The 24,380-nt window shown below is 64.5% G+C and carries 17 protein-coding genes; 11 read left to right on the top strand and 6 right to left on the bottom strand.

Going from position 1 to position 24,380, the window contains the following annotated elements; genetic code table 11:
* Positions 1–30 precede the first annotated feature (30 nt).
* On the bottom strand, positions 31–4,230 hold the full coding sequence (rpoB, locus tag HUV48_RS09555) for a DNA-directed RNA polymerase subunit beta (protein WP_176267557.1): 4,200 nt from the start codon (positions 4,228–4,230) through the stop codon (positions 31–33).
* Positions 4,231–4,652: 422 nt separating this feature from the next.
* Here rpoB and HUV48_RS09560 point away from each other — a divergent pair, with 422 nt between their 5' ends.
* From HUV48_RS09560 to acs, 8 genes are all read left to right on the top strand, one after another.
* Positions 4,653–4,790, top strand: coding sequence for a hypothetical protein (locus HUV48_RS09560; protein ID WP_176267558.1), 138 nt, complete (start codon positions 4,653–4,655; stop codon positions 4,788–4,790).
* A gap of 25 nt (positions 4,791–4,815) precedes the next feature.
* Positions 4,816–5,352 (top strand): DUF2975 domain-containing protein, encoded by a 537-nt coding sequence (locus tag HUV48_RS09565; protein WP_176267559.1) that lies wholly within the window; start codon positions 4,816–4,818, stop codon positions 5,350–5,352.
* Positions 5,352–5,591 carry a helix-turn-helix domain-containing protein gene (locus HUV48_RS09570; RefSeq protein ID WP_176267560.1) on the top strand — a complete coding sequence of 80 codons (240 nt, stop codon included), beginning with the start codon at positions 5,352–5,354 and terminating at the stop codon, positions 5,589–5,591. The genes HUV48_RS09565 and HUV48_RS09570 overlap by 1 nt, the downstream gene beginning before the upstream one ends.
* Before the next feature lie 62 nt (positions 5,592–5,653).
* Positions 5,654–5,911: a hypothetical protein gene (locus HUV48_RS09575; RefSeq protein WP_176267561.1), complete on the top strand. Its 258-nt coding sequence runs from the start codon at positions 5,654–5,656 to the stop codon at positions 5,909–5,911.
* A gap of 322 nt (positions 5,912–6,233) precedes the next feature.
* Positions 6,234–6,749 (top strand): 50S ribosomal protein L10, encoded by a 516-nt coding sequence (gene rplJ, locus HUV48_RS09580; protein ID WP_176267562.1) that lies wholly within the window; start codon positions 6,234–6,236, stop codon positions 6,747–6,749.
* A 93-nt stretch (positions 6,750–6,842) separates the two neighbouring features.
* A complete protein-coding gene (gene rplL / locus HUV48_RS09585; RefSeq protein WP_176267563.1) occupies positions 6,843–7,217 on the top strand; it encodes a 50S ribosomal protein L7/L12 in 375 nt (124 codons plus the stop codon).
* 142 nt (positions 7,218–7,359) lie between these two features.
* Positions 7,360–9,423 carry a TonB-dependent receptor plug domain-containing protein gene (locus tag HUV48_RS09590; RefSeq protein WP_176267564.1) on the top strand — a complete coding sequence of 688 codons (2,064 nt, stop codon included), beginning with the start codon at positions 7,360–7,362 and terminating at the stop codon, positions 9,421–9,423.
* Positions 9,424–9,507: 84 nt separating this feature from the next.
* Positions 9,508–11,409 carry an acetate--CoA ligase gene (gene acs / locus HUV48_RS09595; RefSeq protein ID WP_176267565.1) on the top strand — a complete coding sequence of 634 codons (1,902 nt, stop codon included), beginning with the start codon at positions 9,508–9,510 and terminating at the stop codon, positions 11,407–11,409.
* Here acs and ligD read toward each other — a convergent pair.
* Positions 11,406–13,934 (bottom strand): DNA ligase D, encoded by a 2,529-nt coding sequence (gene ligD / locus HUV48_RS09600; protein WP_176267566.1) that lies wholly within the window; start codon positions 13,932–13,934, stop codon positions 11,406–11,408. The genes acs and ligD overlap by 4 nt on opposite strands.
* A 1-nt stretch (position 13,935) precedes the next feature.
* Positions 13,936–14,766, bottom strand: coding sequence for a non-homologous end joining protein Ku (ku, locus tag HUV48_RS09605; RefSeq protein WP_176267567.1), 831 nt, complete (start codon positions 14,764–14,766; stop codon positions 13,936–13,938).
* 140 nt (positions 14,767–14,906) lie between these two features.
* Between ku and HUV48_RS09610 the strand changes: the two genes are divergently transcribed.
* From HUV48_RS09610 to HUV48_RS09620, 3 genes are read left to right on the top strand one after another with little or no spacing between them, the layout of a single operon-like run.
* Positions 14,907–16,016 carry an efflux RND transporter periplasmic adaptor subunit gene (locus HUV48_RS09610; protein ID WP_176267568.1) on the top strand — a complete coding sequence of 370 codons (1,110 nt, stop codon included), beginning with the start codon at positions 14,907–14,909 and terminating at the stop codon, positions 16,014–16,016.
* A complete protein-coding gene (locus HUV48_RS09615; protein ID WP_176267569.1) occupies positions 16,006–19,131 on the top strand; it encodes an efflux RND transporter permease subunit in 3,126 nt (1,041 codons plus the stop codon). Before HUV48_RS09610 ends, HUV48_RS09615 begins: the two co-directional genes overlap by 11 nt.
* A complete protein-coding gene (locus HUV48_RS09620; protein ID WP_176267570.1) occupies positions 19,128–20,471 on the top strand; it encodes an efflux transporter outer membrane subunit in 1,344 nt (447 codons plus the stop codon). Before HUV48_RS09615 ends, HUV48_RS09620 begins: the two co-directional genes overlap by 4 nt.
* Positions 20,472–20,519: 48 nt before the next feature.
* Here HUV48_RS09620 and HUV48_RS09625 read toward each other — a convergent pair whose 3' ends face one another.
* The 3 genes from HUV48_RS09625 to HUV48_RS09635 are packed head-to-tail and all read right to left on the bottom strand — an operon-like array spanning position 20,520 to position 24,352.
* Complete coding sequence (locus tag HUV48_RS09625) at positions 20,520–22,736, bottom strand: xanthine dehydrogenase family protein molybdopterin-binding subunit (protein ID WP_217906765.1); 2,217 nt, start codon at positions 22,734–22,736, stop codon at positions 20,520–20,522.
* A 4-nt stretch (positions 22,737–22,740) separates the two neighbouring features.
* The gene (locus HUV48_RS09630; RefSeq protein ID WP_176267571.1) at positions 22,741–23,733 is read right to left on the bottom strand and encodes an FAD binding domain-containing protein; all 993 of its coding nucleotides are present in this window, start codon (positions 23,731–23,733) and stop codon (positions 22,741–22,743) included.
* A 4-nt stretch (positions 23,734–23,737) separates the two neighbouring features.
* The gene (locus tag HUV48_RS09635; RefSeq protein ID WP_176267572.1) at positions 23,738–24,352 is read right to left on the bottom strand and encodes a (2Fe-2S)-binding protein; all 615 of its coding nucleotides are present in this window, start codon (positions 24,350–24,352) and stop codon (positions 23,738–23,740) included.
* Positions 24,353–24,380: the final 28 nt, after the last annotated feature.

Raw genomic sequence — 24,380 nt, forward strand, 5'->3', positions numbered from 1 at the left:
GAAAGGGCGACCCGCGGGCCGCCCCACCCGTTATTCGGCCGCGATCTGGAAGGCGCCGTCGTCGTCCTCATCATCGTCGCTCAAATTCTTGAGTTCGACATTGAGGCCAAGGCTGCGCATTTCCTTCACCAGCACGTTGAAGCTTTCCGGAATGCCGGCCTCGAAGGTGTCGTCGCCCTTGACGATCGCTTCGTAGACCTTGGTCCGGCCGACGACATCGTCGGACTTCACGGTGAGGATTTCCTGCAGCGTGTAGGCCGCGCCGTAGGCTTGCAGCGCCCACACTTCCATCTCGCCGAAGCGCTGGCCGCCGAACTGCGCCTTACCGCCCAGCGGCTGCTGGGTGACGAGGCTGTAGGGACCGATGGAGCGTGCGTGGATCTTGTCGTCCACGAGGTGATGCAGCTTGAGCATGTAGATATAGCCCACCGTCACCTTGCGGTCGAACGCCTCGCCGGTGCGCCCGTCGAACAGCGTCACCTGGCCGGAGCCGGGCAGACCGGCCTGTTCCAGCATGGTGGTGACATCGCCTTCGCGCGCGCCGTCGAACACCGGCGTACCCATCGGAACGCCGTTGGTGAGGTTGCCGGCAAGCTCGACGATTTCCTCGTTCGAGCGGCCATCGATATCCTCGTGGTAGTCCTCGCCGTAGACGTCCTTCAGCCGTTCCTTGACGGCATCGGGCGGGCTCGCCGCCTGCGCATCGGGATTGGCTTCGCGCCATTCCTCCAGCGCCTTGGTGACCTGCTGGCCGAGACCGCGCGCCGCCATGCCGAGGTGGGTTTCGAAGATCTGACCCACGTTCATGCGGCTGGGAACGCCAAGCGGGTTGAGCACGATGTCGACCGGCGTACCGTCCTCGAGGAACGGCATGTCTTCCTGCGGCAGGATGCGTGAAATCACACCCTTGTTGCCGTGGCGTCCGGCCATCTTGTCGCCCGGCTGCAGCTTGCGCTTCACCGCGACGAAGACCTTGACCATCTTGAGCACGCCCGGAGCCAGCTCGTCGCCGCGCTCGAGCTTTTCCTTCCGGTCCTCGAACTTCTCGTCGATCGACTTCACGGATTCGTCGTACTGCGACTTCACCGCTTCGAGCTGCGCCTGACGGCTATCGTCCGCGACCGCGAACTTGAACCAGTCGTGCTTCTCGATGCCTTCGAGCAGGTCGTCGGTGACTTCCGTACCCTTCTTGACGCCCTTGGGCGCTGCAGAAGCGGTCTGGCCGAGGAGCATGTCGTGCAAGCGGTTGTACGTCGCCCGGTTAAGGATCGCACGTTCGTCCTGGCTGTCCTTGCGCAGGCGTTCGATTTCCTCGTTCTGGATCGCCCGTGTACGGTCGTCGATCTCGATACCGTGACGGTTGAAGACCCGGACTTCGACGATCGTACCGGCAACGCCCGGCGGCAGTCGCAGGGAGGTGTCGCGCACGTCGCTCGCCTTTTCGCCGAAGATGGCGCGCAGAAGCTTTTCTTCCGGCGTCATCGGGCTTTCGCCCTTCGGCGTGATCTTGCCGACCAAAATGTCGCCCGGATGCACTTCCGCACCGATGTAGACGATGCCTGCTTCGTCGAGGTTGCGCAGCGTTTCTTCGCCTACGTTCGGAATGTCGCGGGTGATGTCTTCCGGACCCAGCTTCGTGTCGCGTGCCATCACTTCGAACTCGTCGATATGGATGGAGGTGAACACGTCGTCCTTCACGATGCGCTCGGAAATGAGGATCGAGTCCTCGTAGTTGTATCCGTTCCACGGCATGAACGCGACGAGGCTGTTGCGGCCGAGCGCCAGTTCGCCGAGATCCGTCGAAGGACCGTCGGCGATGATGTCTCCCTGCTCGACCACGTCGCCCACCTTCACCAGCGGACGCTGATTGATGCAGGTGTTCTGGTTGGAGCGCTGGAACTTCTGCAGCGTGTAGATGTCGACGCCCGACTGGCCGGCTTCGACATCGCCCTGCGCACGGATCACGATACGAGTTGCGTCGACCTGGTCGACGATCCCGCCGCGTCCGGCAGCGATAGCGGCGCCGGAATCGCGGGCAACCGTTTCTTCCATACCGGTACCGACGAAGGGCGCTTCCGCCTTTACGAGCGGCACGGCCTGGCGCTGCATGTTCGATCCCATGAGAGCGCGGTTGGCGTCATCGTTTTCCAGGAACGGAATAAGCGATGCCGCGACCGAAACGAGCTGCTTGGGCGAAACGTCCATCAGCGTGATCTGCTCGCGCTGCGCCATGAAGTAGTCGCCGTTCTGACGGGCGGAGACGAGCTCCTCGACGAAGCTGCCGTCTTCGGTCAGCTCGGCCGACGCCTGCGCAACGGTGTGCTTCTGCTCTTCCATCGCGGACAGGTACACGACCTCTTCCGAAACCTTGCCGTCCACGATCTTGCGGTAGGGGGTCTCGATGAAGCCGTACTTGTTCACGCGGCTGAACGACGCGAGCGAGTTGATCAGGCCGATGTTCGGGCCTTCCGGCGTCTCGATCGGGCAGATACGGCCGTAGTGCGTCGGGTGAACGTCGCGCACTTCGAAGCCGGCGCGTTCGCGGGTCAGGCCGCCCGGCCCGAGGGCGGACACGCGGCGCTTGTGCGTCACTTCCGACAGCGGGTTGGTCTGATCCATGAACTGCGAAAGCTGGCTGGAGCCGAAGAATTCGCGCACCGCAGCCACGGCGGGCTTCGCGTTGATGAGGTCGTTCGGCATGACCGTGGACACGTCCACGCTCGACATGCGCTCCTTGACCGCACGTTCCATGCGCAGCAGGCCGACGCGGTACTGGTTCTCCAGCAGTTCGCCGACCGAACGCACGCGCCGGTTGCCGAGGTTGTCGATGTCGTCGACTTCGCCCTTGCCGTCCTTCAGGCGGACGAGTTCCTTCACCACCGCGAGGATGTCTTCCTTGCGCAGCGTGGTGACGGTGTCTTCCGCGTCGAGTTCGAGACGCATGTTGAGCTTCACGCGGCCGACGGCGGAAAGGTCGTAACGCTCGCTGTCGAAGAACAGGCCTTCGAACAGCGCTTCGGCGGTTTCCTTGGTCGGGGGTTCGCCTGGACGCATCACCTTGTAGATGGCCTCGAGGCCTTCTTCGCGGTTTTCGGCCTTGTCGGCGGCCAGCGTGTTGCGGATCCAGGGTCCGGTGTTGATCTCGTCGATGTCGAGCAGTTCGACCCGGTCCACGCCTGCATTGTCCAATGCCTCGAGGTGGTCGGGCGTTACTTCGTCGCCGGCCTCGATGTAGATGCGGCCCGTCTTCTCGTCGATCATGTCGCGTGCAGCGTAGCGCGCGAAAATCTCTTCGGTCGGGATCAGCAGGGTTTCGAGCCCGTCCTTGCCGGCCTTGTTGGCGGCGCGGGGCGAGATCTTCTGGTTCGCGGGGAACACTTCCTCGCCCGTCTTGGCATCGACTAGCGGGAACGCGGGCTTCACACCGCGCCATGCTTCCGCATCGAACGGCAGCTTCCAGCCGCCCGCATCGCCGCCCTTGCCGCCGGAGCGTTCCCAGGTGACGGTGTCGTAGAAGTGGTGGAGAATGTCTTCGCTGTCGAGGCCGAGGGCATACAGCAGCGAGGTCACCGGCAGCTTGCGCTTCCGGTCGATGCGGACGTTGACGATGTCTTTGGCGTCGAACTCGAAATCGAGCCAGCTACCGCGGTAAGGGATGACCCGCGCGGCAAACAGCAGCTTGCCGGACGAGTGCGTCTTGCCGCGGTCGTGATCGAACAGCACACCGGGCGAGCGGTGCATCTGCGATACGATGACGCGCTCCGTGCCGTTGATGATGAACGTGCCGTTCGACGTCATGAGCGGCATGTCGCCCATGTAGACGTCCTGCTCCTTGATATCGAGGACGGAGCGGGTTTCGGTTTCCTGATCGACTTCGAACACGATCAGGCGCAGCGTCACCTTCATCGGCGCTGCGTAGGTGATGCCGCGCTGGCGGCATTCGGTCGTGTCATACTTGGGCGGCTCGAGTTCGTAGTGAACGAAGTCGAGTTCCGCGGTTCCGGCGAAGTCGCGAATCGGGAATACGCCGCGCAGCGTCTTTTCGAGGCCGGAGACGTAATCGATTGCAGGATCGGAGCGCAGGAACTGCTCGTAGCTTTCGCGCTGCACTTCGATGAGGTTGGGCATTTCGACGACTTCGTGAATGTCGCCGAAAATCTTCCGGATGCGCCTCTTCGCGGTACCCGAACGGTTCATTCGGGTCATCTTTTTCGGAGCTTTGGTTGCCATGAAGGAGTATCGCCTCTTCAGTTGTAGCCGGGCGGGCGAGGACGCGCGCGCGGCGGTAAAAACCTGTGTCTCACACGGGGAGAAACGCCCATATCACCTGCGACGCAAAGAAGCCGCAGCGATCCGACCCCGCCTTGCCGGGGTGTGCTGCAGCTAACAAAATCGTCGCGAATATGGAGCGCGCCGCTTCCATCCTATGCCCGATTCCCGCGCTTGAATCAGGCCTGCTCGAAGCTGGCGGTCGAGGCTCATGTAGGAACCCCGCCTGCCCATGTCAAACGGCATGACGTCCGGAAAGTGGTTGAAAGCCAAGGACATCATTTATCGATGCGCGATTTATCGTAATCCGATATTATCGATTGACAATATGCATCGCGAAGTCCATATCGTTCTTCGATAACTCATATCAAGGAGATCGATAAATGGTTAAATTCTCTTCCCAGTTCGCCGCGGTATTTGCTGCTTTGCTGCTCACCTTCGGCAGCCTTCAGGCGGTCGTTACCGTTCCCCCGGTCGAGGCAGCTAGCGTAATTGCCACAGACATCACGCTTATCGTTTGAAATCACCGCGAAAGGGAGATGCCTCATGACCGTAAGACCAAGTGACCCGCTGCTAGCCGTCGCCCGCGTGCTGATCCTGATCGGGCAGGGAATCATGGGCATCGCCGCCGCTGCCCTGGTTGTCGGTATACCACTCCTGGTTGTTTTGCAGGACCGGGTTACCGCCGAAATGCGAGAGGAGACCGGCCGCACCGACATCGCCTTCCCGCTGCTGCCGGTGCTCGGCGTGATGGCGATCGGGCTTGCCGTGGTGGTGCTGGCCTTCTTCTTCCTGCGCCACATGCGTCGCATCGTCGACACGGTAGGTGAGGGTGACCCCTTCGTACCGGAAAACGCCGACCGCCTGACCGCGATGGCCTGGCTCATGCTCGGCATTCAGCTGCTCGTCATCCCTGCCGCCGCGCTGACGATCTACATTCAGCGCGTCTTCGAGGAGGTCAATGCCTCGATCGACACGGACGTCGATTTCAGCGGTATTCTGCTGGTAATCGTCCTCTTCATCCTCGCCCGCGTGTTCCGTCACGGCACATCGCTGCGCGCCGATCTGGAAGGGACTGTGTGATGCCAGGCGATAACGACGGAGGAAGCATTTTGGTGAAGCTCGACGACCTGCTGCACGAGCGCCGCATGACCCTGACCGAGCTTGCGGAGCGGGTGGGGCTGACGCTGGCCAACCTGTCGATCCTCAAGACGGGGAAGGCCAAGGCGATCCGTTTCTCGACGCTCGCAGCGATCTGCCGGGAACTCGATTGTCAGCCGGGCGACCTGCTCGCTTACGCCGACCCTACCGCCGGCGAGTAAGCGGCGTTACGGGAACGACGGGCAGCGCGGTCCATTGCATTAGCGAAGTCAGGAGACATACTATGCGAAAGACACTTTTCATTGCGCTCGCCCCGATGATCACCGCGCTCGGTGCGTGCGGCGAACCGATCGACGGCAGCGATACCGCCGATCTTGAAGCCGACACTGTGACCACACCGGGCGGCGAGGACACAATGATGGGTGAGAACCCGGCGGAAGACGGCATGCTGCAGACCGAGATCGAGCCGACCCCGACGGCTACCGAAAACCCCGAGATGATGACCGATCCCGCGATGGAAGAAACCGATCCGGGGATGTAAGTCGGCGCCGAGGGACATCGGAAGACCCGAACGTCCTTGACGGCTACGATGAAACCGCTAAAGGCCCGCCACTGAACGGCGGGCCTTTTTCGTGCGCCGTTCGTCCGTCCGAGACAGTTGGTGACCGGAAATAGCCGGTCTTAATTTCCAGCCTAGGCGGGGAACAGAGATTTTTCGGCTGCCATCCCGCAGCCTCACGCGCAATTTGCGCACCTCCTTTCCCCATCGTTGGACTTCGCCCTTGCCGGTTAGCGGCGGGGCGAAATGTGAGCCGGCCGTGCAGGCGCAATCCCGCACGGTCATTTGTGAGAAGGAGTAAGGCATGGATCGTTCGCAGAAAACCGATGCGGTTGCCCAGCTCAACGCAATCTTCAACGAGGTCGGCGTGGTGGTTGTCACCCGCAACCTCGGCCTCACGGTGGCACAGTCCACCGACCTGAGGACGAAGATGCGCGAAGCCGGTGCGGCCTACAAGGTTGCGAAGAACCGTCTTGCCATGCGCGCCCTGAAAGACACCCAGTACGAAGGTCTGTCCGACCTTCTGACCGGCCCGATCGCTCTCGGATATTCCGAAGACCCGGTCGCGGCTGCGAAAGCTGCGGTGGAATTCGCCAAGACGAACGACAAGCTCGAAATCGTCGGCGGTTCGATGGGTGGACAGATGCTCGACGAAGCCGGAGTGAAGGCACTTGCCTCCATGCCGAGCCTCGACGAGCTGCGCGGCACGCTCATCGGTCTCGTCAACGCACCTGCGACGAAAATCGCACGTGTCGTCAGCGAACCGGCGAACAAGCTGGCCCGCGTCTTCGGTGCTTACGGCGCCAAGGAAGCGGCATAACGCAAGGCATTGGGTTTAATTCGCGATTTCGCGATCAAATTCTGAGGGGCTGTATCACAGATGCACCCTGCCGATTTATTGGAGTAATCAATCATGGCAGACATCGCCAAACTTGTTGAAGAACTTTCGAAACTGACCGTCCTCGAAGCGGCCGAACTGGCCAAGGCTCTCGAAGAAGAGTGGGGCGTTAGCGCCGCTGCAGCAGTTGCAGTAGCCGGCCCGGCAGCGGGCGGCGACGCACCGGCAGCCGAAGAAAAGGACGAATTCGACGTCATCCTGACCGGCGACGGCGGCAAGAAGATCCAGGTGATCAAGGAAGTCCGCGGCATCACCGGTCTCGGCCTCGGCGAAGCCAAGGCACTGGTCGAAGGCGCTCCCAAGGCGCTCAAGGAAGGTGTCAACAAGGCAGAAGCCGAAGAAATCAAGAGCAAGATCGAAGCAGCCGGCGGTACCGTCGAGCTCAAGTAATCGCTCTTGGATGCGCGCTTTCAAAGGTGCGTATTCGGACGAACAAGAAAGGGGCGGTGCCTTCGCGGGTGCCGCCCTTTCTCGTGCCGTCTGCGGGCCGAAGGCTGGTCTTGCGCGTGCGGCCATGCAAAGGACTGCGTCCATGACGTTCCCCCTACGCCGATCCATCTACCCGCTTCTGTCCGCTGCGCTCGCCGGCTTCGCCCAGCCCGTTTTCGCGCAGGACGCGGCGACGGACACCGAAGAAGACTTGCCCGAAGAAGAGACCGTCGCCGAGACAATCATCGTCACCGGGCGCGGGTTGCCCGATGCGCCCGCAACGCCCGCTTACGCTATGCAGGTTATCGACCGCGAGGAAATTACCTCGTCGGCGTCCGGCCGGATCGAGGATGTGCTGGCAAGCGTAGCGGGCTTCCAGCAGTTCCGCCGCTCGGACAGCCGCTCGTCCAATCCGTCGGCGCAGGGCGTCACGCTGCGCGCGCTCGGCGGCAATGCGACCAGCCGCGCGCTGGTGCTCCTCGACGGCGTGCCGATGGCGGATCCGTTCTTCGGCTATATCCCGCTGCCTGCGCTCGTGCCGGAGCGGCTCGCTTCGATCCGCGTGACGCGCGGCGGCGGATCGGGCGCTTTCGGTTCGGGCGCAGTCGCCGGGACGATCGAACTGGAGAGCGCGGACGCAGCAACGCTCGGGTTCGCCAGCGCCTCGGTTCTCGCGAACGATCGCGGCGGGACGGAAGTCGGCGCTTCGCTCAATCCGCAGCTCGGCTCGGGCTTTGCTTCGGTGTCGGGGCGCTATGACCGCGGGCCGGGGTTCTTCACCACGCCGGTAGATCAGCGCGTACCCGCGACCTCACGATCCAATTACGACAGCTGGTCCGTGTCGCTGCGCGGAGTAGCGCCGGTAGCCGCCAATACCGAGCTTCAGGCGCGCGCTCTCGTGTTCCGCGACGAGCGCACGCTGCGCTTCGAGGGGGCGGACAGCAGCAGCAGCGGCGAGGATATGAGCCTGCGCTTGGTCGGTCAGGGCGCGTGGCAGTTCGATGCGCTCGGCTACGTCCAGCGGCGCGACTTCTCCAATATCGTCATCAGCTCGACCCGCTTCGTACCGGTGCTCGACCAGCGCAAGACCCCTTCGACCGGCTACGGCGGAAAGCTCGAAGTGCGCCCGCCGCTCGGGCCGAACCACGTGCTGCGTGTCGGAGCCGACTATCGCGGCGCTTCGGGTACGCTCAACGAAGAGGCCTACAGCGCGTTCAGCGGCAACCTCACCTCGCGTCGCAGGGCCGGGGGGACGAACGGCGATCTGGGCCTGTTCGCCGAACACGATTGGACGATCGCCGACGTAATCCTCACCGGCGGCGTACGGCTCGACCGCTGGAGCATTCGCGACGGTTTCTACCGCGCGGTGGACGGGAGCGGCGCGGTCGAGCGCGACGATATCTATGCGGACCGGTCGGGCTGGGACACCTCGCTGCGCGGCGGCATCCTTTACCGGCCGAGCGATGTGCTCGCTCTGCGCGCCGCGGCCTACAGCGGTCTGCGCGTGCCGACCCTCAACGAGCTTTACCGGCCCTTCGTGGTGTTTCCGGTCGTCACGGAGGCGAATGCCGAACTCGCAAACGAGCAACTGCGCGGATACGAAGTCGGCTTCGACCTGACCCCATCTGCAAATATCGGCCTATCGCTCACAGCCTTCGACAACCAGGTCGAGAATGCCATCGCCAACGTAACGCTCGAGGAAAACCTGCGCCAGCGCCGCAACGTCGATGCCGTGCGGTCGCGCGGGATCGAGGCGGCGGCGGACGCACGTTTCGGCGCATGGGAGGTGGACGCCTCGATCGCCTGGACCGACGCGGAGATCGAGGGTAGCGACGCTTCCGCGCTGCTCGACGGCAACCGCCCGCCGCAGACGCCGACGTTCGCTGGCAGCGCGCGCCTTGCCTATGTACCGAGCGCCGATGTGCAGATCGCAGCGACGCTGCGCCATGTTTCCGCGCAGTTCGAGGACGACCAGGAAACCGATGTCCTGCCCGCCGCGACGACGCTCGACGCCTTCGCCGAGTTCGGCCTGACCGAAGCATTCTCGCTGGTGCTTCGGGGCGAGAACCTGCTGGACGAGCGGATCGTCACCCGCAACCAGTCAGGCTCCATCGACCTCGGCGTGCCGCGCACCCTGTGGGCGGGAGTGCGCTACCGGATACGCTGACCGGCGCGGCTTTATCGTCCTTTCCGCCGCGGCGAGCCTTCGTTATGCTCGCATGCAAACGCCCGATTTCGAGAGGATAACGATATGCCGGACACCGCCAAAGCGCAGCAGCTTGCGCAGAGTCACGAAGCGGTGGAGCGTGACCCTGACGCCTATTGGCTGAAGCAAGCAGAGCGGCTCGACTGGATACGCCTCCCCGAAAAAGCGAACGAGAGCAGTTTCGAGAAAGCGGATTTCGGGATCAGCTGGTTCGCCGATGGCGAGCTGAACGTGTCCGCAAACTGCATCGACCGACATCTCGCCACGCGCGGCGACCAGACGGCGATCATCTTCGAAGGCGACGAGCCGGGCGAGGGGCGCACGCTCACCTACCGCGAGCTGCACGAAGAGGTGTGCCGATTCGCCAACGTGCTGAAAGCGGAAGGGTGCAAGAAAGGCACGCGGGTGACGCTCTACATGCCGATGATCCCCGAAGCGGCGATCGCGATGCTCGCCTGCGCGCGGATCGGCGCGGTGCATTCGGTGGTGTTCGGCGGCTTTTCCCCCGACAGCCTCGCCGACCGGATCACCGACTGCGAAAGCACGATCCTGATTACCGCGGACGGGGGGAGGCGCGGCGGCAAGCGCATTCCGCTGAAGGAGAATGCGGACAAGGCGCTCGCCAAATGCCCGGACGTTCAAAGCGTCATCGTGGTTCGCCGGACCGGCGACGATGTCGCGATGACGGACGAGCGCGACGTCTGGTGGCACGAGCGGCGCGGCGAAGTCGGCGCGGAGTGCGAGCCCGAGCGGATGAACGCGGAAGATCCGCTGTTCATCCTTTACACCTCCGGCTCGACCGGCAAGCCCAAGGGCGTGCTGCATACGACCGGCGGCTATCTGCTTTGGGTCACCTACACCTTCGACACGCTGTTCGGTGCGGACGCGGACGACGTGTTCTGGTGCACCGCCGATGTCGGTTGGGTCACGGGGCACAGCTATGTCGTCTACGGGCCGCTCGCGAACGGGGCGAAGACGGTCATGTTCGACGGCGTCCCGAACTATCCCGATCCGGGCCGGTTCTGGGAAACCTCGCAGCGGCTGGGCGTCACGATCTTCTACACCGCGCCGACGGCGATCCGTGCGCTCATGCGCGAGGGCGATGAATGGGTAACGCGCCACGACCGTTCGCAATTGCGACTGCTCGGCACGGTGGGCGAGCCGATCAATCCCGAAGCGTGGAACTGGTACGCGAATGTCGTGGGCGAGGGGCGCTGCCCCGTCGTCGATACCTGGTGGCAGACCGAAACCGGCGGCGCGATGATCGCGCCGGTGCCGGGCGTGGTAGATACCAAGCCGGGTTCGGCGACGAAGCCCCTGCCGGGCGTCATGCCGCAGCTGGTCGACGCGGAAGGCGCGGTGCTGGAGGGCGCGACGTCCGGCAATCTCGTCATCGCGCAAAGCTGGCCCGGCCAGATGCGCAGCGTCTACGGCGATCACGAGCGCTTCTTCCAGACTTATTTCAGCACCTATGCGGGCAAGTATTTCACCGGCGACGGCTGCCGCCGCGACGAGGACGGCTACTACTGGATCACGGGGCGGGTGGACGACGTCATCAATGTGTCCGGCCACCGGATGGGCACGGCGGAAGTCGAAAGCGCTCTCGTCGCGCACGAGGACGTCGCCGAAGCCGCGGTCGTCGGAATGCCGCACGACATCAAGGGGCAGGGCATCTACGCCTTCGTGACGCTGAAAGCGGGCGTCGCAGACAGCGAAGAACTACGCCAACAGCTGAAGACGTGGGTCCGCGGCGAGATCGGCCCGATCGCTACGCCCGATGCGCTGCAATTCGCGCCGGGCCTGCCCAAGACGCGCTCGGGCAAGATCATGCGGCGCATTCTGAGAAAGATAGCGGAGAACGACACGGACAGTTTGGGCGATACTTCGACGCTCGCCGATCCGGGCGTGGTCGACGACCTCGTCGCGGGCCGGGTGAGCGGCTCCTAGACGTCGGGCAGGGTCTGCGCCGCAAAGCCCCAGCCCGATAGCGCCTTGTCCTGCGCGCGCTCGTGCAGCTTGTCCGCGTCGTCGATGCTGAAGGGCTTGGCGTCCTGCATCTTCTTAAGCTCGTCCCACGCGATCGGCACCGCGACGGGCGCTCCCGTGCGGGCGCGGGCGGAGTAGGGCACGACGGCGGTCGATCCGCGCTGGTTGCGCAGCCAGTCGATGAAAATCTTCCCCTTGCGCTTCGCCTTGCTCATCGTCGCGGTGAAGCGGTCCGGTTCCGCCAGGCTGAGCGCCTCGGCGAAGCGGCGCGCGAAGTCCTTGTGCGCTTCCCACGAATGGCCGGTTTCCAGCGGCACGATGACGTGCACGCCTTTGCCGCCCGACAGCATGGCGAAGCTGACGAGGCCGATGTCGGACAGCCGCGCCTTGATGTCGCTTGCAGCCTGTTTCACGTCGCCGAAGTCCAGCCCCTCATCGGGATCGAGGTCGAAGATCATCTTGTCGGGTGCTTCCACGTCGCTCGTGCGCGCGCCCCAACCGTGAAACTCGATCGTGCCCATCTGTACGCACTGGAGCAGGCCGCGCGCATCCTCGACATAGAGGTAATCCTCGCTCCCTCCGTCCTTCTCCTTGATGGGGACGTGGTGGACGCTGTCGCCGAAGCTGCCGCTGTCGTGCTTCTGGAAGAAGCACTTGCGGGACCGGCCTTGCGGGCAGCGGACGAGGCTGACCGGCCGCCGCCCGACGAAGGGCAGCATGAGCGGAGCCACCGCGGCGTAATAATCGGCAAGTTCGCCCTTGGTCTGCCCGCTTTCGGGAAAGACCACCCGATCGCGGCTGGAAATCTTGACGCCTTCGCCCCCTTCCTTCGGAGCGGAAGCGGGTTTTTCCGGCGTTACCTTCGCGGCGTCCTTGTCCTCGCGCAGGCCGAGGAAGCTGCCGTGCCGCACGTTACCGTCGGCGGTGAACTCGGCGAAGGCGACTTCGGCCACCAGCTTGGGTGTAAGCCAGGTCACGCCGCGAGCGCTCGCCTTGTCGGTTTCGACCGGAGGCGTCTTGCGCTCCAGCCGGTTCATCTTCGATGCAAGGCTTTCGAGGTCGTCCATGGTGAAGCCGGTGCCGACGTTCCCCTTGTATACGAGTTCGCCATCCTCGTGTTGCGCCATCAGCAGTGAGGAGAACGGCCGTCCCTTGGCCGAAGATTTCTTCCAGCCGACAATGACGAATTCCTGCCGCCGGGTGCATTTGACCTTCACCCAGCTTTTGCTGCGCGAATGGCGGTAGGGGGCGTCGATGCGTTTCGCGATGATCCCTTCCTGTCCGGCATCACACATCGTGTCGTAAAGCTTCTCGCCCGCGCCGATGACGTGGTCGGCGACGAAGATCGGCGGCTGGGCGGAGGACAGCAGCGCCTCCAGCCGTTCCTTGCGCTCGATATTGGGAAGGTCGGCCAGGTCTTCGCCATCGAGTTCGATCAGGTCGAAGGCGTGATATTCCAGTCGGTCCGCCTTCGTCTGGCTACCGTGTCCGCGCTTCAGCACCTGTTGCAGGGTGGAGAAGTCGGGATTTCCCTTGGCATCGGTTGCGACGATCTCGCCGTCGATCAGGCATGAGGGCAGGTCGAGCGCGGCGAGGGTTTCGGCAAGCGGTTCGAACTTGTCAGTCCAGTCCTTGCCGCTGCGCGTGTAGACGCGCACGTCATCGCCCTTGACTGCCAGAACGGCGCGGTAGCCGTCGAACTTGATCTCGTGCATCCAGCCATTGCCGGTCGGCACTTCGTCGACCAGCGTTGCGAGCTGCGGCTTGCGAAACTTGGGCAGCGGAGCAGAGCCGCGCTTGCGCGACTTCGCCTTCTTTGCGTTCCGGTCCGAGGCCTTTTCCATCTGCTCGAGAAAGGCGTCGCCCTTCTTCCCCTCGAGCGAGAATTCGCCTTTCTTGTCGGCTGCAATCTCCGCCATCGACCGACCGGTCAGCACGCTCGTCAGTTCGCGTTCGACCAGCGCGTCGCCCTCTTCCGCGTGATCGTCCTGCAATTTACGCAGCAGCCAGTTCTCGCGCTTCTCGCCCGGCTTCTTCTTCAGGCGGATGAGCAGCCACTCGCCCTTCATCCGCTCGCCTTCGAGCGTGAAATGCAGATGCCCCTTTTCGAGGTCCTTCGCACTCTTGCCCTCGATCGGCGCCCAGGTCCCGCGGTCCCACAGCATCACCGTGCCGCCGCCGTATTCGCCCTTGGGGATCGTGCCTTCGAACTCGGCGTAGGACATCGGATGGTCCTCCGTCCGCACCGCGAGCCGCTTGATGTCGGGATCGGGCGAGGGGCCTTTCGTGACCGCCCAGCTTTTGAGGACGCCGTCCGCTTCCAGCCGCAAATCCCAATGCAGCCGTGTGGCGTCATGCTTCTGCACGATGAAGAGATTGCCGCTGTCGCTGCTTTGCGCCTCGCCGGAAGGTTCAGGCGTCTTCTTGAAGTCGCGCTTGGCGTTGTACGTTTCGAGCGGATCGGCGGATTTCTTCGCGCGTGCCATGTCAGGCCGACTTCTTGGTCTTCGCCCGCGACTTTGCAGGCGCTTTATCGCCGACCGATTTCTTGAGCGCGGCCATCAGGTCGACGACGTTGCCGCCCGAGGTTTCGGGCTCGTCCGCGTCTTCGATGATCGCTTTCTTGCTCTTCGACTTCGCCTTCTTGTCGATCAGTTTCTTCAGCGCATCGATGTAGCGATCCTCGAACTCGCTTGCATCGAAAGGTGCGCTGCGGTCGTCGATCAGCGTGGTCGCGAGATCGAGCAGTTCCTTCTTCGGCTTGGCCTCGTCAATCTCGCTGAAGAACATCTGTCCCTTGCGCACCTCGTCTGCATAACGCAGCGTTTCGAGCAGAAGTCCCTTGCCGCACGGCTTGATCGCCACGAGCTTCTCGCTGCCGCGCACCGACAACTGGCCCAGCGCGACCTTCTTCGATTTGCGCAGCGCCTCGCGCAGGACGACGAAGGCTTCTTCGGCCAGATCGTCCTTCGGCGCGACGTAGTAGGGCTTCTCGAAATAGAGCGGGTCGATCTCGCATTGGTCGACGAACTGGACGAGTTCGAGCGTCTTGCGGCTCTCGATCTTCACCGCCTCGATCTCTTCCTCTTCGAGGAGGACGTATTCGCCTTTCGAGACTTCGTAGCCCTTGATAATCTCGTCGGTGTCGATGGGACCGATGCCGGGCACGGTCTTTTCGTATTTGACGCGCTTGCCGCTGGGTTCGTGGATCTGGTTGAAGCTGATCTTCGCGCCGGATTTCGACGCCGAGTAGATCTCCACCGGGATCGATACGAGGGCGAGCCTTATCTGTCCCTGCCAATATGCGCGCGCTGCCATGCTGCCTCCTTTATGCGAGGAATAAGCGCACGGGCCGCGCAATGGTTTCAAGGGGCGGGTGACCTATGTTCGGCCTGAGCGCCATTAGTCGTACCAATCCCGACAATAGCGCTTTCCCCTCCTATCGTTAACCGTTAGGCATGAGCCCCGTGCCGTTCCCCCCACTTCGCCTAGCCGCCGCAACCCTGTTTCTGTCTCTCGCCGCCTGCAGCGAAGAGGAGAGCGAGCCCGAACGCGAAGCCGTTCCGGTCGTGGCGGAGGCGATCGCGGTCCTTCCCGAGCAGCTCGAGATCGAGGCCATCGGCTCGGCACGCGCGGCGACTTCGGCGGAAATCTACCCCGAGACTGCGGGCAGGGTGACGAGCGTGCTGTTCAGTGCCGGCGACTATGTGCGAGAGGGCGAGCCCCTCCTGCGGCTGGACTCCCGGCAGGAGCGGCTCGCGGTCGAGGCGGCGCAGGTCGATGTGCGCGAGGCGGACCAGCTTCTCGGCCGCTACCGGCGGATCGAGGATACGGGCGCAATTTCCGAAAGCCAGATCGAAGCGGGCGAAACCGCGCTTGCCTCGGCCCGCGTCGCGCTGGAACAGGCGCGAACGGCATTGGCCGACCGGGTGGTCCGTGCACCGTTCAGCGGACACGTCGGGCTTACCGAGATCGACCCCGGCGACCGCGTGAACGATTCGACCCCCATCACGCAGATCGACCAGCGCGGTACGCTCTACGTCGACTTTCCCGCGCCCGAGGCAGTTTTCAACGCACTCCGGCCCGGCCAGGTGGTGCAGGTCACGCCGTTCTCCGACCCGTCGCGCACGATCGACGCGCGCGTGGTGACGACCGACAACCGCATCTCGCAGGACAGCCGCGATTTCATCGTGCGCACCGCGATCCCTAACGAGAACGACCGGCTGCGCCCCGGCATGAGCTTCCGCGTTGTCTTCAACCGCGCAGGCGACGCGAGGCCCGTCGTTCCCGAGCAGGCGATCGTGTGGGGCGGGGAAGGCTCGCACCTGTTCGTCATCCGCGAGGGCAAGGCGGTCCGCATCCCGGTCACCATCACCGCGCGGCGCGAGGGCAACGTGTTCGTCGACGGCGCGATCCGGCGCGACGACCGCGTGATCGTCGAAGGCGTGCAGAAGGTTCGCGACGGGCAGGATATCCGGATCGTGCGCAGCGGCGGAGCCCGCGAGCAGCAAGTCCGCATGCGCGATCCGCAGAAGGCCGCCCCTACGCCCGCAGCCGATGAAGAATAAGCTCGACCTGCCCATGCTGGCGGTCAAGCGGCCGCTGCTGATCGGCGTGCTCAACCTGCTGATCGTCATCGCCGGGATCGCTGCCCTGCTCGGCGCCGAAGTGCGCGAATTGCCCAATGTCGACCGCCCGATCGTGTCGGTCACGGCGAGCCTCCCCGGCGCGGCGCCGGAAACAATGGATTCCGAGGTGACCAGCATCCTAGAGGATGCAGTCGCGCGCGTTTCCGGGGTGCGGCAGATCAGTTCGTCCAGCGAAGAGAACAATTCGCGTATCCGGGTCGAGTTCAATCCCGGCATCGACCTCGACACCGCGGCATCCGACGTGCGCGAGGCAGTCAGCCGGGTGAACCGCGACCTGCCCGAGCGGGTCGAGCAGGTGACCGTGGTCAAGGCGGATCAGGACGCGCAGCCGATCATGACGCTGGCGGTCCAGTCGACCGAATACGACCAGGCGGAGCTTACCAGCATCGTCGAGAACGACATCGTGCCCGAACTGCTTGCCGCCGAAGGGGTGGCGAGCATCGAACAGTTCGGCACCCGCGCGCGGCAGATGCGCGTGTCGGTCGATCCGGCGCGGCTCAACCGGTTCGGCCTGACGCTGACCGATGTCGCCGATGCGCTGGAGAACGCGCCTTACGACGTGCCCGTCGGCTCGTTCCGTTCGGACGCGCAGGAACTGGTGGTCCGGGCCGAGGCGAGCGCGACCGATCCCGCCCTTATCGAGAATGTCGTCGTTTCCGGCACCACGCGGGTCGGCGACGTTGCGCAGGCCGACTTCGCCCCCGCCAATGCGAGCAACTTCGTGCGGCTCGACGGGCGGCCCATCGTCGGGCTGGGCGTCGTGCGGCAGGCAAGCTCGAACACGATCGAGATTTCGGACAGCATCCGGCAGGGGGTCGACGCGCTAAACGAGCGGTTCGACGACCTTTCGATCGAAGTCGTGTCCGACGATGCCGAGTTCATCCGCATTTCGGTGCAGGAAGTGCTAATTACGCTGGGCTTCACCATCCTCGTCGTGATCGGCACGATGCTGGTGTTCTTCCGCGCGTGGCGGCCGACGATCGTGCCAAGCGCCACCATCCCCGTCGCGCTCGTCGGCGTGGTTGCGGGCATCTGGCTGATGGGCTTTTCGATCAATCTGCTGACGCTGCTCGCGCTGGTGCTTGCGACCGGCCTCATCGTGGACGATGCGATCGTGGTGCTGGAGAATGCTCAGCGGTTGCAGAACAAGGGGCTGGGGCGCCGCGCCGCCGCCGTGCTCGGGACACGGCAGGTCTTCTTCGCGGTGGTCGCGACCACCGCGGTGCTGGTATCGGTGTTCGTCCCCATCAGCTTCCTGCCGTCCGAAGCGGGCCGCCTGTTCCGCGAGTTCGGCTTCGTCCTCGCCGTCGCCGTAATCATCTCGAGCTTCGTCGCGCTCTCGCTCGTCCCGGCGCTTGCCGCCCGGTTCGACCTAACGAGCGACAAGGAGGACGAGGACGAAACGAAGCGCGGGCGGCTGTCGCGCTGGGGTCACAAGGCGAACGACTGGTACGAAAGCGCGCTGGTGCGCTGCCTCGACCGGCCCAAGCTGGTCGGCATCGTCTCCATCGTCATCGCCGGTGCGGCGGGCCTGCTCTACTCGCAGCTCGACAACGAACTCGTGCCCGACGAAGACCGCGGCGTCATCACCGTCGATGCGACCGGCCCGGACGGGGTCGGCATCGATTTCATGGACGGCGAACTCGACGAGGTCGAGCGAGTGCTTCAGCCCTATCTCGACAGCGGCGAGATCGAGAGCACCTTCTCCATCGTCGGGCGCTACGATCCCAACCGCGTTCGGGTAACCGCACAGCTCGCCGACTGGGACGACCGCGACCGTAGCCAGACCGAGATCGTGGAGGAACTGAACGAGCCGCTGCAGGAGATACCCGGTTCGCGCACCAATGCGCGGGGGCGCGGTACGCTCAGCTTCGGCGGCGGCGGCAACGGGATCGAGGTCGCCCTTACCGGAGCGGAATACGACACGATCTACGATTCGGCGCAGGCGCTTGCGACCGCGATCGATACCGAATCCGAAATCCTGTCGAACGCCGAGATATCCTATCAGCCGACGCAGCCGCAGCTGTCGGTGCGGATCGACCGGCAGCGCGCCGCCGACCTAGGCGTGAACCTCGACGATCTCGCGCAGACCCTGCGTGCGATGGTGGGCGGAGACGACCTCGTCGATCTGAACGTCGGCGACCAGGCGGTGCCGATCTTCCTGACCGCGCAGGCGGTGACCGTCACCAACCCCTCCGACCTACGCAATCTCTACGTGCGCGGCACCGTCGGGGGGCAGGAATCGCTCATCCCGCTGTCCAGCGTTGCGGAGATCGACGAACAGGGAATTGCCGCCGAACTCGACCGGACCGAGCAGCGCCGCGCGATCGAGGTCAGCGCCAACATCGAAGCGGGCACGCCGCTGCGCGATGCGGTGGACGAGATCGAACGCCTGTCGGAAGAGGCGGTCGGGCCGGGCATTGACATGCTGCTGCAGGGCGAGGCCGAAAGCCTAGAGGAAACCTCGAACGACCTGCTGCTGACCTACGCTTTCGCGCTGGTCATCGTGTTCCTTGTACTGGTGGCGCAGTTCGAAAGCCTGACGAGCGCGCTCGTGGTGCTGCTGACCGTACCCTTCGCGCTGGCCGCGGCGATCTTCTCGCTGTTCATCTCGGGCGTATCGCTCAACATCTATTCGCAGATTGGGCTCGTCATGCTCATTGGCCTCATGGCGAAGAACGGCATCCTGATCGTCGAGTTCGCCGACCAGCTGCGTCATCAGGGACGCAGCGTGCGCGAGGCGGTGGAAGAGGCGGCGGCGATCCGCCTGCGGCCGATCGCGATGACGCTAATTTCTACCGTGGTCGGCGCACTGCCGCTGATCCTCGCCAGCGGGGCGGGTTCGGAAGCGCGCCAGTCGATCGGCTGGGTGATCTTCGGCGGGCTCGGCATCGCCGGCGTCTTCACCCTTTTCCTGACGCCGGTCATTTATCTCGCGGTCGCGCGCTTCGGCAAACCCCGCAGCGTCGATCTGGAGCGGCTCCGCGCCGAGATCGAGGACGTGGACGAAGACATGACGATGGCCCCTGCATGAAGGCACTCGCCGGAGCCTTATGCGCGGCGACGCTGCTGTCCGCCTGTGCGACCACCGAGCAGGAAGTGACTGTCCCGCTCGTCGAGGTACCACCGGACTACGCGACGGACTTGCCGCCGTCCGGCATCGACCGAGACTGGTGGCTCGGTTACGGCGACCCGGTGCTCGATGCGCTCGTGCGGCAGGGGCTTGCGGCCAATCTCGACATCGACGCCGCGGCGGACCGGCTGGGGGCGGCAGCGGCGCTTTTGCGGGCCGAGCGGTCGGACCTCGCGCCGTCGGTCGACGGCACGGCGGAGGCGGGCTTGTCGGTGACGACCGACAGCGCCCTGACTGCGACGGCGGGGCTGTTCGGGCTGTTCAATCCCGACATCAACGGAAGGCTGGCAGCGGAGGTCCGCGCAGCGGCGGCGGATTACGCGGAAGCCGAATATTTCCTCGCGGATCAAAGGCGGATCGTCGCGGCAGTCATCGCCAACCAGTATATCGAGTACCGGCGTACCGGCGCGCAGCTCGAACTGCTCGAACAATCGACCGACCTTCAAGAGCAGACGCTCAGGATCGTCACGCTGCGCTTCGAGGCGGGGCTGGCGGCCAATCTCGATGTGCGCAGAGCCGCCGCCGACCTTGCGCAGACGCGGGCCCGGCGCGGCCTCATCGCGATCGCGCGGAACGAGGCGGAAAACGCGCTGGCGGTGCTGCTGGCCGAGCCGCCCGGTGACTTCGCGGTCCCCGATGCGGGCGAGGCGGAGATACCCGACTACGGGTTCGGACCGCCGGCCGGGGTTCCGGCAGACCTGTTGCGGCGGCGAACCGACATTCTCGCGGCGGAAGCTCGGCTGGCGCAGGCGGCGGCGGAGATCGGGATCGAGCGGGCGGACCTTCGGCCCTCGCTCACCATTCCCGGCACGCTCGGCATCGGCGACGGCACGCTTGGCGGCCTGTTCCGCGACTTCCTCATCGGCGTGGGCGCGGCGCTCGACCTGCCGCTGTTCGACGGCGGACGGCGCCGGGCGGAAGTGGCGGCCGCAGAGTTCGAAACGCAGGCCCGGCTCGCCGAATACAACGCGGTCTTTTTGGACGCGCTCGGCGAAGTCGAAAATGCGCTCGTCGCGATCGAAGCGTACCAGCAGCGCAGCGACGCACTGGCCGACGCAATCGAAGAAAGCGAGACCGCGCTGTCGCAATCGAACGCGCTTTACCGCGAGGGGCTGGCTTCGCTGTTCGACGTGCTCGACGCGCAGCGCCAGCTCATTGCGAGCCGCCAGTCGCTGATCGACAGCGACGCCGCCCTGGCCGCCTCGCATGCAGCCTTTCACGCGGCGATAGGGTCGGACTAGACGACGCTTAAGTGGGTCTAGGCATCGCTAGACCCCTTCTCGGTGCACTTACAGCAGCTTCTCGATCCGTACCGGAAGGTCGCGGATGCGAATGCCGGTCGCGTGCCAGATCGCATCGGTAATGGCCGCAGGCGTGCCGACATTGGCAAGCTCGCCGATGCCCTTGACGCCGAGCACGTTGATCTCGTCGTCGACCTCGGGGACCATGATGATGTCGACCTCGCCGATATCCGCGTTCACCGGGATGAGGTATTCGGCGATGTTATCGTTGGTGTAGCGCGCGCGCTTGTGATCGATCTCAGTCGATTCATGCAGCGCCGACCCAATGCCCCAGATGAGCCCGCCGAGATACTGGCTGTGCGCCGTACGCGGGTTCATGATGTGGCCCGCAGCAAAGGCGCCTACGATCCGCGGTACGCGAACTTCGCGGGTACGCTCGTTGATGCGCACCTCGACCATTTCCGCGCCGAATGCATACATAGCGCGCTTGTCCGTGGAGCCGCCGACTATGCGCACGCCGCCTTCGTAGAGCGCGTCGACTGCCTTCTGGTCGAGCTCGGCAGGAAACCACGATCCGGTCGCGTCGAGTTCGGGCATCGACATCGCCGCTATGGCCGCTCGCCGCTGGTCGGCGGTCGCATCGGCGGGCAGGCCGAGGCGCTCGTTGAGCCGGTCGCAGGCGTTCGCGACCGCGCTGGTCACGCTGGCGGTCGAGATCGAGCCGCCGGACACCGGGCCGGGCGGCAGGCGGCTGTCGCCCATCTGCACCGAGATCCGCGTCGGATCGATGCCGAGCCGCTCGCCCGCTGCTTGCGCCGCAATGGTATAGCAGCCTGTGCCGACATCATGCGCCGCGACCTCGATCGAAGCCGTGCCGTTGCGCTTAAGGGTCACGCGCGCGGTCGAAGGCGACATTTGCGTTGGATACATCGCCATCGAACAGCCCCAGCCGATCAGCCATTCGCCTTGCCGCATGGAACGCGGCTGCGGATTGCGCCGGCTCCAGCCGAAGCGTTCGGCGGCTGCATCAAGGCACTGGTTGAGCGAGCGGCTGGTATAGGGCACGCCCTTCACCGGATCGACGCGGGTATCGTTCATCTTGCGGAACTCGACCGGGTCGATTCCCGCCTCCGCGGCAAGTTCGTTCATTGCCGCTTCGAGTGCGTAGACGGTCGGCACTTCGGCGGGCGAGCGCATGAAGGTCGGCACGTTGCGGTCGCCCTGAACCACGTAATTGTCGGATTTCACCGCCTTGAAGTCGTACATCGCGGCGGTCTTCTCGAGCCCGCCGTTGCTGTAGGGCGTCGTGCGCGCGGTAAATTCCCACTGCGTATGGTCGTATCCGGTCAGCTTGCCGCTGGCATCGCAGCCGAGGCGCACGCGCTGGCGCGTTTCCTGCCGGTGCCCCGAATGGGTGAAGCCCTGGTCGCGCATCGCGACGAGCTTGACCGGGCGGCCGAGCTGCTTCGACGCCATCGCGGCAAGTGCGGTGCGATGGGTCATCGCGGCCTTGGAACCGAAGGCTCCGCCCACGAACGGGGATTTGATACGCACTGTTTCGCTGTCGGTCTGCAACTGCTCCGCCGCGGCGTTCTTCAGTCCCCATACGAACTGGCTCGGCTCGTGCAGCACGAGCCGCGGGCCGTCCCAGTAAGCGGTGGTCGAGAACAGCTCGATCGCGTTGTGGTGCTGGATCGGCGTGTAGTATTCAGAATCGATGGTGTGCGCAGAGCCGGCGAGAGCCGCACCGGCATCGTTGAAGCGGATCGGTTCGAAGCTCGGATTGACTTCCTTGAGGTTCTTCTGCGTCGCGCCCGGGCTGCCGAAGGTCGCGGTCGGCGTATCCTCGGTGTAGGCGATCTTCAGCTTGAACGAAGCTTCACGCGCGGCCTCGAACGTGTCGGCGACGATGAGGGCGACCGGCTGGCCGTCGTGGTGCACTTCCGGTCCGGCGAGCGGCGCCAGTTCGGTGATCGCAAGGCCGCCGCTAGAAAACGTCTTCGCATCGCCGAGGGGCGGGCGGTTCTCATGGGTCATCACCATCTGGACGCCGGGCACGGCCAGCGCCGCGCTGTCGTCGATGGAGGTAATGCGGCCTTTCGCGATGCCCGATGTAACCATCCACGCATAGGCAGGGCGGCCCGGTACCGGCAGGTCGTCGGCATAGATCTTCGCGCCCGTCACCTTCTGCAAGGCTTCGTAACGCGCGATCGGCTGGCCCATGTTTTCCTTGGCGGCGGGAACCGGGGTATAATCCTGAGCCATCGCGTCAGCCTTCCATCCTGGCGGTCTCCAGCAGCGAGCGGACCATCGTGCGCTTGCCGAGTTCGACCTTGAATGCGTTTTCGTCCGTCGTGGATGCGCCGGCGAAGGCGATGTCCGCCGCCCGTGCAAACTGCGCCTCGGTCGCAGGTCCGCCGCGCAGCGCGGCCTCCGCCTCGCGCGCGCGCCACGGAGTCGTGGCAACTCCGCCGAGCCCAAGCCGTACGTCTGCGATCGTGTTGCCGTCCATCCGCAACGCGGACGCGGTCGAGGCGAGCGCGTAGGCGTAGGATTCGCGGTCGCGGATCTTCAGATATTTCGAACGCGGGAAATCGGCATCCTCAATGGAGAACGCGATGATGAGGTCGCTCGGTGCCAGTGTCGTTTCGCGGTCCGGACGCGCTTCGGGCAGGACATGAAGGTCGGCAAAGCGCAGGGAACGCGGACCGTCCTCTCCCAGAATCTCAACCACCGCATCAAGCGCGACAAGGGCCTGCGCGAAATCTCCGGGGTAGGTCGCGATGCACTTGTCCGAGGTTCCGAGCACCGCATGGTGCCTGGTCACGCCGCCATCGAGCGCCGCGCAGCCCGAACCGGGTTTGCGCTTGTTGCACTGCTCGTAGCTCGTATCGCGGAAGTAGGGGCAGCGGGTGCGCTGCAGGACATTGCCGCCGATACGCGCCATGTTGCGGATCTGCGGGCTCGCAGCGAGCCACAGCGCGTCCGACAGCATCGGCACGCGCGCGCGCACCTTGTCGTCGTCGGCCAGCTTCGTCATCGGAGTAAGCGCCCCGATCCGCAGCGATTTGCCCGACCACTTAATGAAGTCGTAGCGGCCCTTCTCCAGCCCGGAAATGTCGATGAGCCGCGCTGGCTTCATCACGTCGAGCTTCATGAGATCGACCATCGTCGTGCCGCCGGCGAAATACTGCGCGCCGGGCCGGAAGTTCGTCACCGCATCGGTGGCGGTTGCAGGCTTATCGTAGTGGAACGGTCGCATTCTCTCAGCCCTCCATTTCGCCGCGCGCCTGCTTCACGGCAGCCACGATGTTGGGGTAGGCTGCGCAGCGGCACAGATTGCCCGACATATATTCACGGATTTCGGCGTCGCTTCCCGCGTGGCCCTCGGTGATACAGGCGACGCCCGACATGATCTGGCCCGGCGTGCAGTAGCCGCACTGGAACGCGTCGTTATCGACGAAAGCGCGCTGCATCGGGTGGAGGTTATCGGGGCTGCCGAGCCCCTCGATCGTGGTGACCGCCTTCCCCTCGGCCTGCACGGCAAGCGTCAGACACGAAAGCGTCCGCGTTCCGTCGAGATGCACCGTGCACGCCCCGCACTGGCCGTGGTCGCAGCCTTTCTTCGAGCCGGTCAGTTCCAGGTCGTGGCGCAGCACGTCGAGCAGGGTCGAGCGGGTGTCGACCGTCAATTCGCGGTGCTGCCCGTTGATGTCTAGCGTGATCGGAACCCGCTGGACCGTAGGTTCGGCGGCGGTGTTTTCCGCGCCGCCGCGAACCTGCGCCTTTGCCTGCACGGAGGTAACGGCGGCCCCGGCGACGCCGCCCTTGATCAATCCCCTGCGGCTGACCTGATCGAAGGAAGGTGATCTGTCAGCCATGCGCGGGGTCTCCAATTCGAGGTTGCAT

The organism is Qipengyuania atrilutea (genome assembly GCF_013370205.1).
In the GTDB taxonomy this organism is placed as follows: Bacteria; Pseudomonadota; Alphaproteobacteria; order Sphingomonadales; family Sphingomonadaceae; genus Actirhodobacter; species Actirhodobacter atriluteus.